This is a genomic window from Metabacillus sp. GQ13 (assembly GCF_059758525.1).
Genome location: NZ_JCAXET010000022.1, coordinates 42,375 through 58,454, shown reverse-complemented (window position 1 = coordinate 58,454; position 16,080 = coordinate 42,375). Strand labels below are relative to the sequence as shown.

Sequence of the window (16,080 nt, the reverse complement as noted above, 5' to 3'; positions counted from 1 at the left end):
ATGTACTTATCAATAGGGCAAAAATTTCATTATTTCCTAGGCATAAAAAAAGGATGACAATCGTTAAGTATTAACACTTAACGATTGTCATCCCAGAACGTTTTTATTTAGCTTCTAAACGATTGATTCGATCATCTAAATCTGGATGGGTCGAGAATAAAGACCTAGTTTTTTTACTATTGATCTTTAAAGTAGCTAATGATGCTTGATCATCACTTACCCGTTGAGAGTAATGTTTTAATGAACGGAGAGCATGAATCATTTTATCTTTCCCTGCTAAATCCGCTCCACCTCTGTCTGCGTGAAATTCACGATACCTTGAGAATGCAAAGACAACTAGGCTTCCTAATATTGAAAAGACAATTTGAAATATGATCACAGCAATAAAATGAACGATTGGTGCTAACTCTTCTTTAACGAATCGAGAAACTAACCATGCGGCAATACGAGCTAAAAATACAACAAACGTATTAACAATCCCTTGTAACAATGTCATTGTAACCATATCTCCGTTTGAAATATGGGCAATCTCATGGGCTACTACACCTTCAACTGCATCATCGTCCATTTGATTTAATAAACCAGAAGAAACAGCTACTAGTGAACGTCGTTTTGATGGTCCAGTGGCAAATGCATTTATCTCAGCAGACTGATAGATACCAACTTGTGGCATTTTAGTAAGACCAGCAGACCTTGATAAACGATGTACTCTATCTACTAATTCTCTCTCAATAGATGAGAGTGATGCAGAAGGGTCTAATACCTTAACCTTCATCATCATTTTTGCCATCCAACGAGACATTGCTAATGACATAAATGAACCCGTAAAGCCAATTACCGCACTAAATATTAGCAGGTTAACCAAGTTAAGGTCACCATTAGCTGTCTGATACGGCGAGATATTAAATATTGAAAGAACAATCCCAATTGTCGTGATAACGAGTATATTTGATAATAAAAACAGAAAAATTCGTCTAGCCATCTTAACCTCCAGATTTCAAGTTCATACGAACTTGTATTATAATAAAATTATAGAAACTTTCTTGTGAAATTGCAAGGATGAACTCTCGCTTATAGAAATATTTCTTAAACAACTTAATCAGATTACTCAAATTTTTAAACAAACAATAAATAATAGTAACATTAAACATTAAAAATCTAAGATTTAAAATCAGAGGTGCCTTTATGACAATTCAATTAACACGTAAACAAATGACAAGTTTATTATATTCATTAAAAGGTCAATTAAACCAACCCCCTTCATCCATTTTAGAAAATGCATTTGGTGAATCAAATTTAGTTAAGAATATTCATGATCAAAAAATCCCTAGATTTCTGTTGAAAAATAAAAGGCTGATAAATAGAGAAATTGGATTATCAACAAATGAAATTGTTTCACTAGCAAATTTATGTGAATTAACTTCTCTTAAGTCAACATCGATTCAAAACTGGATTAAACGTGATATCAAAGAATTAATTGGTGCACCTGAATTAGGGAAAAAATATTCAATTGAACAAACTGCTATGTTATTAATAGTAAAAGATTTAAAAACTACTTTTGAGTTTGAAAAAATTAGAAATATCCTAACAATTGTTTTTAACACGTTATCAGATCGAAGTGATGACCTAATTAACCCAATCACATTTTATGAAATTTATGCTTTAGTGCTCGATTCTTTAGATACTTTACCTTCATTAAGTGATCGTGCTTTAGAAGATTTTATAATCTCTCAAATAGAATCTTTACCGAAGTTCAAATCCCTATCTATAGATCAATGGGAGCCCATAAAAAATGTCCTTGTTATGACTGTCCTAGCAGTTCTAGCCTCCCATATGCAAGCTAGATCACATACTTATTTGGACAAACATTTTGAGATCAGCTAATATATATCTAATCATTACCAGAATAAATAATTCCTTTTTAAGAAAACTTACTAGTAAGGTTGACCTTTAGTAACCTTTATTAATTCAATTAGAAAGGGTGGTTCTTATGTCGAGAAGTAGTAATAAGTTACTTGTACCAGGGATCGAACAAGCCTTGGATCAAATTAAATATGAAATTGCTCAAGAATTTGGTGTACAACTTGGATCTGATACAGTATCGCGTTCAAATGGATCTGTTGGTGGAGAAATCACTAAGCGCTTAGTGGCACAGGCACAATCACAATTAAATGGACAAAAAACTAAATAATGATATGGCAAAAAGGCTGAAACATTTCAGCCTTTTTTTCTTAATTATTATAAAACATCTATTATTTATCTTTTTTTCCATCTTGGTTTTTATGTTTTAAATGGGCCTTACCTTGAGTTTCGTTGTTGCTTTTTTTATTATGAGTGCGTTTTTCATTATGGTTGTTATTCTTCGTAGTCTTACTAGTAGTATTATCTATTGGACTCTTTTTTTTTGATTGTTCTTTAACTTCTTTTTTCATTTCTCTTGCTTTGTTTTTTGCTTCATTTAGTTTTATTTTTGTATCTGAGGTAAGTTTATTCTTTGCTGATTGGTTATTTTTAATTACAGCATCTGGTGTTTCTTGTTGATTACTGTTTTCGGATTTCTTTTCAGTTTGTGGTTTTGGAGTTTCATCTTTAATAGGCTCATCATTTTTATCATCAACCATTTTTTCTTGAAGCTTTTCTTTCTCTTTTAACTTTACATACTTGCCCATTGAAATACCCTGTTTGTTAGCCATTTCTCTTGTTTCACGATCCGTCTTAATTGTTTGCACAATCATTTGTTCGCTTTCATACGAAGTTTGAATATTATTAATATTTTCTTCAAGCTCTGGTTGAATTTTATGATCCTTATCATTAATAACTGTAGTGATGACTATTTCTTTTCCAGGATATACGTAGCCATTGGCTTTGGACTGGACAACAATTGCATCAATGATCTCGTCAAATGGTTTATTTCTCCAATCAAGAAGATTAACTCTTAGTTTTTCGGCCTCCTCATTCAAAGGTTCTAGGGAAATGACGTTTAAATGGTCATCAATTCCCACTTCAAAACTAGGGTTAATATCAATAGACATATAAGCATACACTTTATCATTATTAAAAAAGGGCAGAAAACTAATCATAAAAAACATAATTGCTATTAAAGATAAAGCCCCTACTCTAGTCTTTTTGGAATTTAAAGACGTAATTTTCCTCAATTTTGTTAACTGAGGCAATCTAGTTGCTGCCTCTTCACGCTCATCCGCTAAAGGGAAAAATGAAATTTCATTCCCGATAACATAGTCCCCTTGACCGCTATTTGTTTTGATAAATTGCCCATCTGGGGTAAGCACTGTTACAAAGTCATCATTATAATTTACGACGACCCCTTTTTTCATGAATGTAACACCCCTTTAATATAATCTTTTAAATAGACGAAATCCCCTGATATGATGATGGCCATTGCTATGATGTATTTTCTATTTCTCTCAATAGTTTTTCGGCTTACAGCTACTTGTTTTTCAAGCTGTTTTACAGGAAGCTGCTTTTTAGTAAATAGATACTCTCTCAATTCATTATCCTCAACCAATTTAGCAGCTACTTCGACAGCATTTTTTCTAGCGTCAAAGTGTTTTGGTGATTGTTCCACTATTTCTTCAAATGTTAATTTAAAATCCAATAAACAATGTTGAAAATAAATGATTTCTTCTTTTCTATGCTCTTGTTCAATCAGTTTTGTATGTTCATTAATTGATAAATCAGCTTCAATTTTGCTTTGAGAGAACTCACTCTCATCCTGCTCTTGTAGTTCTATATTTATCGTATACGGAGTACGAGCTTCTTTACGGATGTAATCAATAACCTTACGTTTTATTACTAATTCAGCAAAAGCAAATAATGAGCTGCCCTTTTCTGGAGAATATTTTTCAATGGCATCATTAAAAGCTATTAACCCAATACTAAATTCATCGTCTATTTCACTTATATATCTCTTGCAAACAGATGCAACAGCTTTAGCTATAAATGGTTTATATTGTTCAATTAACTGGTTTTGTAATTCTTTATCACCTTGTTGAATTAAGAGAACTGTATCTTCAAGTGTGCTTTTTTTCTTAGCTTGTCTCAACAAAAGGCTAAGCATTTCTTGTTCACCTCTGTTTCCCCTATATTACTTTGTCTATAATAGCTAAATTGTATAGGGTACGCAAAGGAAGAAATATGCAAATATCTTGCTTGTTTTCAACAAAAGAAAGACAATTATTACAAAAGGTCAGACCTTATACCTATTTAACAAAAGAATTAATCAAGTTTATTTTAGGGCTAAAACAGGGTACTATACTAATTGACCCTCCATCATCTTTTCCTAGCAAACATGTTAGCATGACCTACTTAACCACAGTTTTCATAACTCTGTAACAAAAGCCACCTCCCTTTTCTTCTCCATCTTTTTCACTTTCACTACATTGATTCGTATAACAAATAGATATTAAGGGTGTTGGAATTAATTTAAATAAAAATAAAGCCAATAAGGAGATATACCTACTTTTTTGTTACACATTTGACATAAAAATCAATAAATAAATTTCTTCCATTAAGAAAAGAATATACATGTGAATAATTATCAACGCTCGAGGACCAAGTTAAAATAAGTCTTTTCATTATATAATTTTAGAAGAAATGCCTAAGTCCCTTGAACGGTCCCGACAAGGATAAGACATTAATGAGATGAAAGTACCGTGGATAAAGTGGTTTAATTATCCCTTTCGAAAAAATGATTTCTTTTAGAAAGGTGCGCAATTGGAGCTAGACAACTACACGTAGTACAAAAATGAAATTCGAATAATAGAAAAAGGCGCCGAACAATGTCAGACGCCTTAAAGTATTCAACACTTATTTGTTTACGATCCGTTTAACTTGTTCTTGCTCAGTACCTTCGTCAAGATTAACAGCCTTCGAAAAGAACCAGCCACAAATTGCGATTGCTACAAGAACAATCCAAAATATTAACTTCCACGCAAATGATTCGATAAAATGTTTTGAGACAATATCTATATCAGGATGTGCTAAAGTGTATAAGGCTAGTTTTACACCAACCCAGCCTACAATAATAAATGCTGCTGTTTCAAGATTCGGCTTTTTCTGTAGTAGCTTTACAAAGTATGTTGCAGCAAACCTCATAATAACAATTCCTATAAGTCCGCCAGCAAGAATAACTAAAAATTGTCCACCATCTAAACCACCTATTAAAGGAAGGTTTGTAGCAGGTAGTGTTACCGCTAAAGCAACAGCTGCTAATATTGAATCTACTGCAAATGCTATGTCTGCAAGTTCTACTTTCAATACGGTACCCCAAAAGCCAGATTCCTTTTTCACCTTTTTATTATGCTCTCTATTTTTAAACACAAACTTTTTAACAAGATGATTTATTGAGATATAGAGAAGATAAAGAGCACCAATTGCCTGTACCTGCCATACATTTACTAAAAATGAAATTAAAAATAAAGCACCAAATCGTAAGACAAAGGCACCTGCTAATCCATAAAATAATGCCTTTTTTCTTTGTTCATCAGGTAAATGTTTGACCATTACTGCCATAACCAATGCATTGTCTGCTGCTAAAATCCCTTCAAGTGCGACGAGCACTAGTAATACCCACCCATATTCTACCAATAACGTTACATCCATTTTTTCTCCTCCTATGCTAATTTTTCTCTTTTTCTTGTTAGCAAAGGAAATCAAAAAAAGACCTTTGCCAACGAAGGCAAAGGTCTTGCTGAGCATGATATAAACCGTACATGCCAACAAAGCCGATGGAATTTTCCATGTAATGACGACTTTGTTTTCAGGTTTTCCTGAACGCTACTCCCCTTTGAGAGAATAATATTAAGTTATTTTCATCATATAATTTTCTCAGGTCATTTGTCAATAAATTATTTCTAAAATCAAATTTTAGCATCTATTCCCATTCCAGACAAGAAGTATAGCTAGACTAACTTATAATTGATTTATTCTTTTTTCGTTTGATTAATTTATAAGCTAGTAAGATAACCAAAACAGCAATTCCAATTGGAAGTATATATTTACCTGCTAATTCCCCGACATCTTTCCATCTTTCACCAAGCTTAAAACCTAAATAAACATAGATAAATGTAATTGGAAGCATAGCTAAAAACGTATAGATTGAAAATACCCATACATTCATTTTTGCCATACCACAGGGAATTGAGATTAACGTCCGTACCCCTGGAAGAAATCTAGCCGTAAAAGCCACCATAGCTCCGTTTCTCTCAAAAAACTCATCTGCTCTTGTCAATTTCTCCTCATTGATAAAAACGAACTTACCAAATTTCAACAACAAGGGTCTACCCCCATATCTACCAAGGGCATATAACGTTAAAGGTCCAAATGTACCTCCGACTGTACCAGCTAAAACAACACCCCATAACGTCATGTCACCTTCATAAACCCAGTAACCGGCAAGCGGCAATACGAGCTCTGCAGGGATGAATTCAAAGGTTAATGCCAAAGTAATCCCAAAATATGATAGCTGTTTGAAATTTTCAATTATCGATAATAGTAACTCTTCCATAATTCATCACCTATTTTCATTCAATAAGTTCTACCGACATATATATTACACATAATCATGAGTACAGACAACCATTGTTTTTAGAAACATTAAAGTGAGCAATCCGCTTAAGATTCAAACGTTTCAATTTTTCAAACATAAGAACAGGATTGCTTTCATTACATTTATTTAGGAGGGTTCAATGCATGGATTGGATTGAAGCAATTATACTAGGTGTCATTCAAGGAATAACCGAATTTATCCCGATTAGTAGTACTGGACACCTTTATCTCGGGAGAAAGCTCTTTGGCTTAGAAGAGGCTGGCTTATATTTAGATACCATGCTTCATTTTGGTACACTTATTGCCTTACTTGTTTTTTATAAAGACATTTTATTAAATCTAATAAAAAGACCATTTAGTCGTATAACAGCTTTACTTGTTGTAGGAACAATACCTGCTGTCATCGCAGGCTTGTTATTTAGTGATTTCTTCGATAGCCTTTCTAAAACAGGTACCACCATCGGCTGGGAATTCCTTGTAACTGGATTATTTCTATGGTTTGCAGACTCAATTAAAAATGGTGCTAAGAAAATAAATGACCTTTCTATGTATGATTCACTCTTTATCGGTAGTTTTCAAGCATTCGCTATATTCCCAGCTATTTCAAGATCAGGTATGACAATTGTTGGTGCACTTATCCGAAAAATGGACAAAGAGGCTGCCGCTTATTTTTCATTCCTACTATCAATACCCGCTATTTGTGGTGCTGTCATCTTTCAATTTAAGGAAGTTATGACAGGAGCTGTTCCTCAAATTAGCCTTTCATCCATGCTTGTGGCCACTTTAGCATCTGCTTTTTTTGGCTATCTAGCTGTGAAGTTTATGATCTCTTTTGTAAAAAAACAATCGTTAAGGATTTTCGCTATTTATGTATGGGTCTTAGGAGGTTTGATTATTGCTCTTCAACAGTTAACAATCATTTAACGAATCCAAAAGAGAAATTTAAATTTCTCTTTTGGAAGCTATTACTATACATGTAAGACTATAAACAACTGTACACTAACCCTAAAACAACTTGATGAAAGTAGGGTATATCATGCATACAATGTGGAAAGGATCGATCAGTTTTGGCCTCGTTAATATTCCAATTAAACTATATGCAGCAACAGAAGATAAAGATATTAAACTCCGTACACTCCATAAGAAATGTCATACTCCAATCCAATATGAAAAAAAGTGCCCCAATTGTGACCTAGAAATAAACAACGATGAAATTGTAAAGGGCTACGAGTATGTCAAAGGTAAGTATGTTGTCCTGACAGATGAAGAGTTGAAAGAACTAAAGGACGAACATGAAGATAAAACAGTAGAAATCATTGATTTTGTAAAAATGGAAGATATTGATCCGATATACTTTAGTCGTTCCTATTTTATTGGACCTGGTGAAAATGGCGGAAAAGCCTACGGGTTACTGCGTGAAGCATTAAACGAATCCGGTAAAATTGGTATTGCTCAAATTACAATACGCTCGAAACAGCAATTAGCTATGGTCAGGGTTTATCAAAATTGCATTGTTATGGAAACCGTGCACTATCCAGATGAGGTCAGGAATGTAAAAGAGGTACCAAGTGTACCGGAGCAGACGGAAGTTGGAACAAAGGAGCTCGAAACAGCAATTATGTTGATTGATCAGCTTACCACAACCTTTGATCCAGAGAAGTATAAAGATGATTATCGCTTAGCACTTCAAGAGTTAATTGAACGAAAAGTAAATCACGACGAAGGAAAGACACCAACAGAAGCAGCGCCAAGACAGAATGTTGTAGATTTAATGAGTGCATTACAAGCAAGTATCGAAAAAACAAAAAAGCCAAAAGGAACAGGAAAAGCAAAACCAAAATCTCAACCAACTAAAGTTGCAGTTAATGGCGATCCGCAGAAGTCAGTTGATCCTATTACATCAACAGCTAAAAAGACAAAAACTGTTAGGAAAAAAGCATAAAGTATTTTTGTCTACTCTCCACTTCCATCGTATCATTCATTTGGCAAAATCAAAGAAGTTGACAACACTAACTTACGAATAGTAAGTTAGTGTTAAGTTAAATAAAGGCTGTTGGTTTTCATCATAAAGCTAGTTATGCGTATTTAGCAGCGTATCATTAGCTTTATGAACTTCCTTAGGTCCTTTAAACATATTTTCCAAATGAAAAATCGAGGTGCTAAAATGAAAATTGAAGTATGGTCAGACTTTGTATGTCCTTTTTGTTATATCGGGAAACGCCGTTTAGAACAGGCACTTAATCAGTTTCCACATAAAGAGCAGGTCCATGTAGAATTTAAAAGTTTTGAATTAGATCCAAATTCCAAAAGTTACAATGGAAAATCTATTCACGAGGCCATTGCAGAAAAATACGGGATAAGCAATGAAGAGGCAAAGAAGGCGAATTCAGGTATCGGTCAACAAGCAGCAAGTATAGGCCTGAACTTTAACTTTGATGAGATGAAGCCAACAAATACATTTGATGCCCACCGTTTGGCTAAGTTTGCAAAAAGTAAAGGAGTTGAAGCCACGATAACAGAAAACCTCCTTTATGCATACTTTACTGAATCCAAAAACGTTAGTGATATTGATACATTAGCTGATATCGCAAAAATTTCAGGGTTAAACCGTACTGAAGCATTAAATGTCCTTCAAGATAAACAAGCATATGCCAATGATGTTCGTATTGACGAATCGGTCGCACAGCAATACGGTATAAGTGGTGTTCCATACTTTATTATTAATCAAAAGTATGCCATATCTGGTGCACAACCTCTTGACGCTTTTGTTAACGCTTTGCAGAAGGTTTGGGATGAAGAAAATTCTACTCCTATTTTACAGGACTTTTCTAATGAAGATTCAACTGATTCAAGTTGTCTAGATGGAAATTGTGCTATTCCAGATCCAAAACAGTAATAACTCTTTGGTGGGGCTTGTTAATGATTAGGATTATTTCCATTCATTTTAACAGGGAACATCTCATAATTTAGAAAAAGGCGGTAAATCTGCAATTGATTTACCACCTTTTTTAGTTCTTTTATTTTTTATAACGAAGTTTTCTTTTCTGTCTAAGTTCAAACGCCCCACAAATGACAAGCATTAAGCCAATCAATAATATGTTGTAACTTATTGTTGCAGTTGAGGGTAGCTTAGCACCTGATAATTCTTCTGATGAATCATTTCCAGAATTGATTACGGAGTCTGTAACCTTATCGACTTGGTCTTGATTTGTCCCTGGTTCTGGTCCTGGATCTGGTCCTGGTTCTGGTCCTGGTTCTGGTCCTGGTTCTGGTCCTGGATCTGGTCCTGGTTCTTCATTCGTTTTCATGGCAAGTATAATAGTCCCACCTTGATCTTTCGATGGTATGTTTATCGATACTTCTTGGTCAGTGTTTACAACATATTCCTTGTTGTTATATAAGTCAGTTATTGTGGTGTTAGCTGGGAAATCCACTGTAAAGGTTGCTTGTTTTGCATCCTCTGTCGTATTTAATCCAACAAGAACCTGCTCACCTTCGTATTCCCTTTCAAATACTAGATAGTCTTCAGCATCCCCTCCTATTACCTTTTCACGAGAACCTTTTGAGAATACGTTTGAGTAATCGGCACGGATGTTTAATAACCTTGAATAATGATCATGTAATGCCATTGCTTCAGGAACTTGATTCTCGTAAAGCTCCCATGGCATATCATCACGATTTTGACCAAATTGTAGGACAGTTTCACCGTCTTTTTCCCAATCAGACTTACCAGAGTTCCCTAATTCCTCTCCATAGTAAATGACTGGTTGCCCTTTTGACGTAATTTGTAGCGCTGACGCGACTTTTAATTTTCCTAGATCACCATCTACGTACTCTGTTAAGAAACCATTTTGGTCATGACTGCTTAAGAATTGACCAAATGTAGCAGTGTTGTTAATTTGATTGTTTCGTTCTTGTAAATATGTTTCTACACTATCTATATTACCTTCAACAAACGATTTTGCCTTTTCCTTGAAATCGAAGTCTAATAGAGAATCCATTTGTCCAGTTCCTAAATAACCACCATCATTTGTTACACTTGCTCCCCAATGTTCACCGATCATTTTGAAATCAGGATCAATCGCTGTTAATTCATTTTTCAAAGCCTGCCATGTTGCGTCTTCAACATGTTTTACCGTATCTATACGGAAGAAGTCAATTGTATCTCCGCGATCTGTTCTTGCTTTTTCAAGCCAAGCTGTTTGCCAATTAATAAGTTGTTGTCGAACTGCAGGGTCCTCTGTTTTAAAATCTGGTAGATTATCTAGTTCCCCTTTGACAGTTGGATCTTCATCAACGGTTCTGAACAACCCATCTAGCTTATCAATTTCCTCTTCAGTTGGAAGATTGTCTGCGTCAACTTTCCATGCTTCGTTAAATTCTCCGTTCATACCATAACCAGCATGATTTACAACCACATCTAGCATAATTTTTATTCCGCGGTCATGTGCTTTTTCAATCAACTCCTGGATTGTTTCAATATCTCCTAAATGCTCATCTAACTTTGTAAAGTCTTTAGCCCAATAGCCGTGATAGCCATATTGTTTAGCTTCTAAGCCATCAGCAGTTGTAAAGTCTAGACCCTTGTTAAAATCAATATTATCGACAATTGGTGAAATCCAAATCGTGTTGATTCCGAGGTTATCGATGTAATCTAACTCATCAATAATACCCTGAAGATCTCCACCATGATAGGCTTCATCATGGTCTGAATCATATTCTCCTCGTCCATTATTTGATGGATCTCCATCTTTAAAGCGGTCAGTAAGCAGAAAGTAAATTCGTGCTTCATCCCAATCAAAGTCCAAGTCATCACCAACTACTTGTTCTGGTTTAACCGTAATCTTCACCTTTTTTGTATGAGTATTTCCAAACTCATCAACAATGGTAATAACGATTTCCTTTTCACCAGCTGTAACTGAGTCGTTTACAGAAACAGAAATGGCACCTACTGTTTGGTCAATTTCAACTTTATTCTTACCACCAAGTGGCGTCAAATTTACAAACATTTCTCTAATTTTTACGTCCTCTTTTGATGTAGCTTTTACTGAAAGAACAGCATTTTCATCGTAAGAGATTTCATTTGGAGATATGTTTGCATCAATCGTTACATTAGGAAGATTATATGTTATGGCTGATTTACCGTCTTTTGTATTTTTTGGATCTGTTACTTCTGTTGTTTCACCTTCCTTTGTTACTATGAAACTGTATTCATGTGTTCCTTCCTCTAGGTCGTCTAGGTTATATGAGAAGTATTCATTTTGTTCACTATATTCCATTGGATACTCTTTACCACTGATTTTCACTTTCACTTCATCAATTGTATGCATAGTATCCTTTTGGAACAACTCCTCGTCTCTGTAGAAGAATGTTACGTCACCATCTTGTAAAACAGGACCCTTTACAGTTGGTACAACAGTTTGTCCAGCTACTCCTGTAACAACAGTAACTTTCGTGATAATATCATCACGATTAATTTGTACGTTATGATCATCACTATCTGGTGGAACCTTGGCAGTATTCCAATCAGTACCTTTTCGAACTAAAAATCCAATCGATTCGGTTTCAGGTGCAATTTCAACATTTGCAATTGCGGTATCACCTTCAATTGATTCAAATTCAATTTGATCGTTTTTCACACCTGTATTCCATACCCAAAGATTCCATGAACCGAAATCACCGGTAAAATCTCCATCAGGTCTAACATATTTAACACGTACATAACGTTTTACATTTTTCTTTATGGTCATCTCAAATATAGCAATCGCGTCGCTAGATTGAGCCGTAATTGTTACCTTTCCAGGTTTAATCCCTGTAACTTTACCTGAGTTATCAACCGTAGCGACCATTTTGTCAGAAGATGACCAAATAACTTTGGCGCCTAACATGGCCTGAGCATATTGATCTGTCACAAGTGATGTTAGCTTTGTTGAATATGTTTCAAAAACAGAGTCATTTCCTGAAATCTGAATTTTATCAGGTGTTAATTCATCAACTACTACTTTTATTTCAGTTGATACGTTCCCAATCATTGCGATAATGGTTGCTTCACCGTTCGAAACTCCAACTACATTGCCTTTACTGACAGTTGCGATTTCCTCATTTGATGAAGACCAAGTAATTTCTTCTCCGAGCATGACCCGTCCTTTTTGATCCTTCACATATGCAGTAAGACGCTTAGAATCCTTTGGGTTAATTGCAATTGAATGAGGACTTATCTCAATGTCGGTTGCCTCAGGCGTATATGCTGCTTCAGCTTGATCATAGAGCACCATCATTGATAACCCTTCAACAGTTACTTTGTTCGAACTAACTGTTCGAATTGTGTCGTTTCCAGCAGCAGTGTGATCAACCACTACATTCCATTCACTATTCGCTGGAAGTGTTACTTCTTTTTTTGTATTGTTTGCATTGTAGATAACAACAATGTTTTTCCAAGTGTCATTGTTCGCATGATCTTTTAACTGATATGCAACAACATTATCATCCTGCTTAAATACTTCTAGGTTTTTATCGATTGATGTTTTTCCATCCATTTTAAATGCAGTGTGAGATTTTCTTAACTTGATTAAACCTTGATAATAATTGAAAACGGATTGATAGTTATTTTTCAATTCCCAACGAATTTGGTTGATGCTATCTGGACTCTTATAGCTATTATGAACACCATACTTACTTCTCAACATTTCTTCCCCCGCATGAAGGAAAGGTATACCTTGAGAAGTTAGGACAATGCCATTTGCTAAAAGACTACGCTTTACCCATTCATTCTTTAATACATTTTCTTCTGTAATCACAGCATGTGGATCATAATTAGAATCTTCATGATTTCCATCAGTACCTGCGACTCTCATCAGCTTGTCCCACAGATTTAAGTTATCATGTGCAGTAATATAGTTGATACTTTCAGAGGAACGATTAGTAAAATCATGAATTGATCCTTGTACACCCTTTACAATATCGGCTTCTTTACCAGCTGCACCTGTTGCAAATCCTGTTCCTGCTCCATCGCTATCACCCTTTATCGCTCCACGGATGTTATCATTAAATACAGCATAGCCCTGATCCTTCTGAGAACCTTTCACATTTTGCAACGCTGCAGGTAAACTTGTCGAACCACCAGTCCACGGCTCTCCATAAACCAAAACGTTTGGATCAATGTGATTCTTCAACTCTTTTGTTATCTCCTGCATAGTTTGCTTGTCAATTAAGCCCATTAAGTCAAAACGGAAGCCATCTATTCCATATTCAGAAGCCCAATAATGAACAGAGTCCTTAATATATTTACGGATCATTGGTCTTTCAGATGCAACCTCATTTCCAGTTCCTGAACCATTTGTAATTTCCCCAGTATCATCTGTACGATAATAGTAACCAGGTATGATAAGATCAAATGGTGATCCACCTTCAAGCTGTGAAGATTCATTCATGTATGTATGGTTATATACAACATCCATCACAACACGAATTCCATTATCATGTAATGATTGCACCATTTCCTTGTATTCTTTGATTCTACTAGTTGGATCTTGTGGATCAGTAGAATACGACCCTTCTGGTACATTGAAATGAATTGGGTCATAGCCCCAGTTGAATTTAGCATCTGTTGAATCAGGATCATCAACGGTTAGCTCATTAACTGAACCAAAATCATAAGTTGGAAGTAAATGGACATAGTTAACACCTAATTCTTTCAAGGAATCTACACCTGTTTTGACACCATTTGGTCCAGTTGTAGCCTTTTCAGTAAACGCTAAATACTTACCCTTATTCTCCATTCCAGATTGTTCATTAATGGAAAAATCTCTTACATGTAGTTCATAAATAATCGCATCATTTGGTATAACAGCAGCTGGCTTATCTTGTGGATCAAAGCCCACAGGATCTGTGCTATCTAAATCAACAATTGCTGATCTTTGTCCATTTGCAGAAGTTGAACGTGCATATGGATCAACTGCATAGTGTACCGTTCCATCCGCAAATTCAATTTTATACATATAGTATTTGTTTTTTAGAGTTTCATTTACTACTAATGACCATACACCATTACTAGCTCTTGTCATTACCGTTTCATTGCCGTCAGTATGATCTTTTACAAACGCATCTTCATAAGTACCTTCATTATCATAGATTGCTAGACTAACCTTTGTTGCTGTTGGTGCCCAAAGTTTAAAAGTCGTTTTGTTTGTTGAATACGTATAACCTAAATCATCACCTTCATAAAAAAAGCTGGCATCATTAAGGATATTACGCATGGTAATCTTTGTAGCTTCTGAGTCACCTACTACTACTTCATAAATTTTTCTAACATCTACTTTTTCATCATCTGATAAGGTTAGTTTAACTTTTTTATCACTGATTTTTGTCGTAGTTGTCTTTATTTCTTTTTTTGTTTCTTTTTCAATAACTTTAAATAGTTGATCTGCCACTGGTTCATTCGTAGTAACTAAAATATCATGTAAAGAGTCCATTAATGCAGATTGAATTTTAATGGATTCAGACGATTCAATTGTAAAAACTGAGTTACCATCTGCTATGTTTTTGTTAAGTGGATCTGTTGTTGCCTCATCCCATGTATTGTTATTAAGCATAAACTTATATTGGTAATCACCTTGTGCTAGTCCAGAAACTGTTGTAGAAAATATATCATCTTTTAACGTCATTTCTACTGCTTTGCTAGGATCCCAATCATTAAAGTTTCCAATTATAAATGCAGCAGTTTCATCTATTTTCTTATAATTAAAAGTTACACTGCCATCTTGGTTGATAACAGGACTCTTAAGCTTGACCATTTCAAAAACAGAATTACCATCACTTGAGTTCGGATTGGCAGGATCTATTGTTGATTCATCCCAAGTGCGATTATTTTGGAGAAACTTATATTGATATTCTCCCACTTCTAAATTAGGAATTGTAACAGTATATATTCCATTTGTTTCAATCATCTCAACCGCTTTAGAAAGGTCCCAATTAACAAAATCACCGATAATATATAATGCTTGTTCTCCTTTGCTTGCATAGTTAAATGTCACACTACCATCATTATTAATGATAGGACTAGCAAGTTCAGGAGAATTTCCCTCTAACGGTTGCTCTTCAATCGTAAAAACAGAGTTTCCGTCTTTTTCATTAGGATTAAAAGGATCCATTATCCAAGTTCCATCAACAATAAATTTATATTGATGTGTACCAGATGAAAGGTCATTTTTCAGTTCCCATTTCCCAACTGATTTTTCAGTCATGTCAAGAGCACTTGATTCCCATTCTGTAAAACTACCTGCTACTTTAACAGTCGTAGCCTCACCTTCATAACTAAATATAACGCTGCCATCATCATTGATAACGGGACTCACCACCACTGCGCTAACGGTTGCATTTGGATACAAGCCAGAAAAAAGCTGTAACATCAACGTAAAGGTGACAAAAATCGACAACGTTTTCATTTTTAATCTCCTCAAAAAAAGACCTCCCTTTTTTGCATATTCATTCCATGCAATCGTTTGCACTAAAATG

11 protein-coding genes and 1 riboswitch are annotated in these 16,080 nt (G+C 34.9%); of the genes, 5 read left to right on the top strand and 6 right to left on the bottom strand.

What is annotated here, in order from left to right:
• Positions 1–103: 103 nt before the first annotated feature.
• The gene (gene htpX / locus AC6CHR_RS22080; protein ID WP_498251214.1) at positions 104–982 is read right to left on the bottom strand and encodes a protease HtpX; all 879 of its coding nucleotides are present in this window, start codon (positions 980–982) and stop codon (positions 104–106) included.
• A 203-nt stretch (positions 983–1,185) separates the two neighbouring features.
• On the opposite strand from htpX, the gene AC6CHR_RS22075 reads away from it, so the two are divergent.
• Both AC6CHR_RS22075 and AC6CHR_RS22070 read left to right on the top strand, forming a co-directional pair.
• The gene (locus AC6CHR_RS22075; RefSeq protein ID WP_498251213.1) at positions 1,186–1,884 is read left to right on the top strand and encodes a DUF1836 domain-containing protein; all 699 of its coding nucleotides are present in this window, start codon (positions 1,186–1,188) and stop codon (positions 1,882–1,884) included.
• A 106-nt stretch (positions 1,885–1,990) separates the two neighbouring features.
• Positions 1,991–2,191 (top strand): alpha/beta-type small acid-soluble spore protein, encoded by a 201-nt coding sequence (locus tag AC6CHR_RS22070; protein WP_498251212.1) that lies wholly within the window; start codon positions 1,991–1,993, stop codon positions 2,189–2,191.
• A gap of 61 nt (positions 2,192–2,252) precedes the next feature.
• On the opposite strand, the gene AC6CHR_RS22065 is transcribed toward AC6CHR_RS22070, so the two are convergent.
• From AC6CHR_RS22065 to AC6CHR_RS22050, 4 genes are all read right to left on the bottom strand, one after another.
• Positions 2,253–3,335, bottom strand: a complete 1,083-nt coding sequence (locus AC6CHR_RS22065) for an anti-sigma factor domain-containing protein (RefSeq protein WP_498251211.1) — start codon at positions 3,333–3,335, stop codon at positions 2,253–2,255.
• Positions 3,332–4,078: an RNA polymerase sigma factor SigI gene (gene sigI / locus AC6CHR_RS22060; RefSeq protein ID WP_498251210.1), complete on the bottom strand. Its 747-nt coding sequence runs from the start codon at positions 4,076–4,078 to the stop codon at positions 3,332–3,334. The genes AC6CHR_RS22065 and sigI overlap by 4 nt, the downstream gene beginning before the upstream one ends.
• A gap of 749 nt (positions 4,079–4,827) precedes the next feature.
• A complete protein-coding gene (locus AC6CHR_RS22055) occupies positions 4,828–5,622 on the bottom strand; it encodes a TerC family protein (RefSeq protein WP_498251209.1) in 795 nt (264 codons plus the stop codon).
• 90 nt (positions 5,623–5,712) lie between these two features.
• Positions 5,713–5,817: riboswitch (yybP-ykoY riboswitch) on the bottom strand.
• Positions 5,818–5,926: 109 nt separating this feature from the next.
• Entirely contained in the window at positions 5,927–6,526 is a 600-nt protein-coding gene (locus AC6CHR_RS22050) for a DedA family protein (RefSeq protein WP_498251208.1), read from the bottom strand.
• Between the two features lie 185 nt (positions 6,527–6,711).
• Here AC6CHR_RS22050 and AC6CHR_RS22045 point away from each other — a divergent pair, with 185 nt between their 5' ends.
• The 3 genes from AC6CHR_RS22045 (at position 6,712) to AC6CHR_RS22035 (ending at position 9,463) form a co-directional block, all read left to right on the top strand.
• Positions 6,712–7,491 carry an undecaprenyl-diphosphate phosphatase gene (locus AC6CHR_RS22045; RefSeq protein ID WP_498251207.1) on the top strand — a complete coding sequence of 260 codons (780 nt, stop codon included), beginning with the start codon at positions 6,712–6,714 and terminating at the stop codon, positions 7,489–7,491.
• A 112-nt stretch (positions 7,492–7,603) separates the two neighbouring features.
• Positions 7,604–8,509, top strand: a complete 906-nt coding sequence (gene ku / locus AC6CHR_RS22040; protein WP_498251206.1) for a non-homologous end joining protein Ku — start codon at positions 7,604–7,606, stop codon at positions 8,507–8,509.
• Between the two features lie 222 nt (positions 8,510–8,731).
• Positions 8,732–9,463 (top strand): DsbA family oxidoreductase, encoded by a 732-nt coding sequence (locus tag AC6CHR_RS22035; RefSeq protein ID WP_498251205.1) that lies wholly within the window; start codon positions 8,732–8,734, stop codon positions 9,461–9,463.
• Positions 9,464–9,584: 121 nt separating this feature from the next.
• Here AC6CHR_RS22035 and pulA read toward each other — a convergent pair whose 3' ends face one another.
• Positions 9,585–16,025, bottom strand: coding sequence for a type I pullulanase (pulA, locus tag AC6CHR_RS22030; RefSeq protein WP_498251204.1), 6,441 nt, complete (start codon positions 16,023–16,025; stop codon positions 9,585–9,587).
• Positions 16,026–16,080 lie beyond the last annotated feature (55 nt).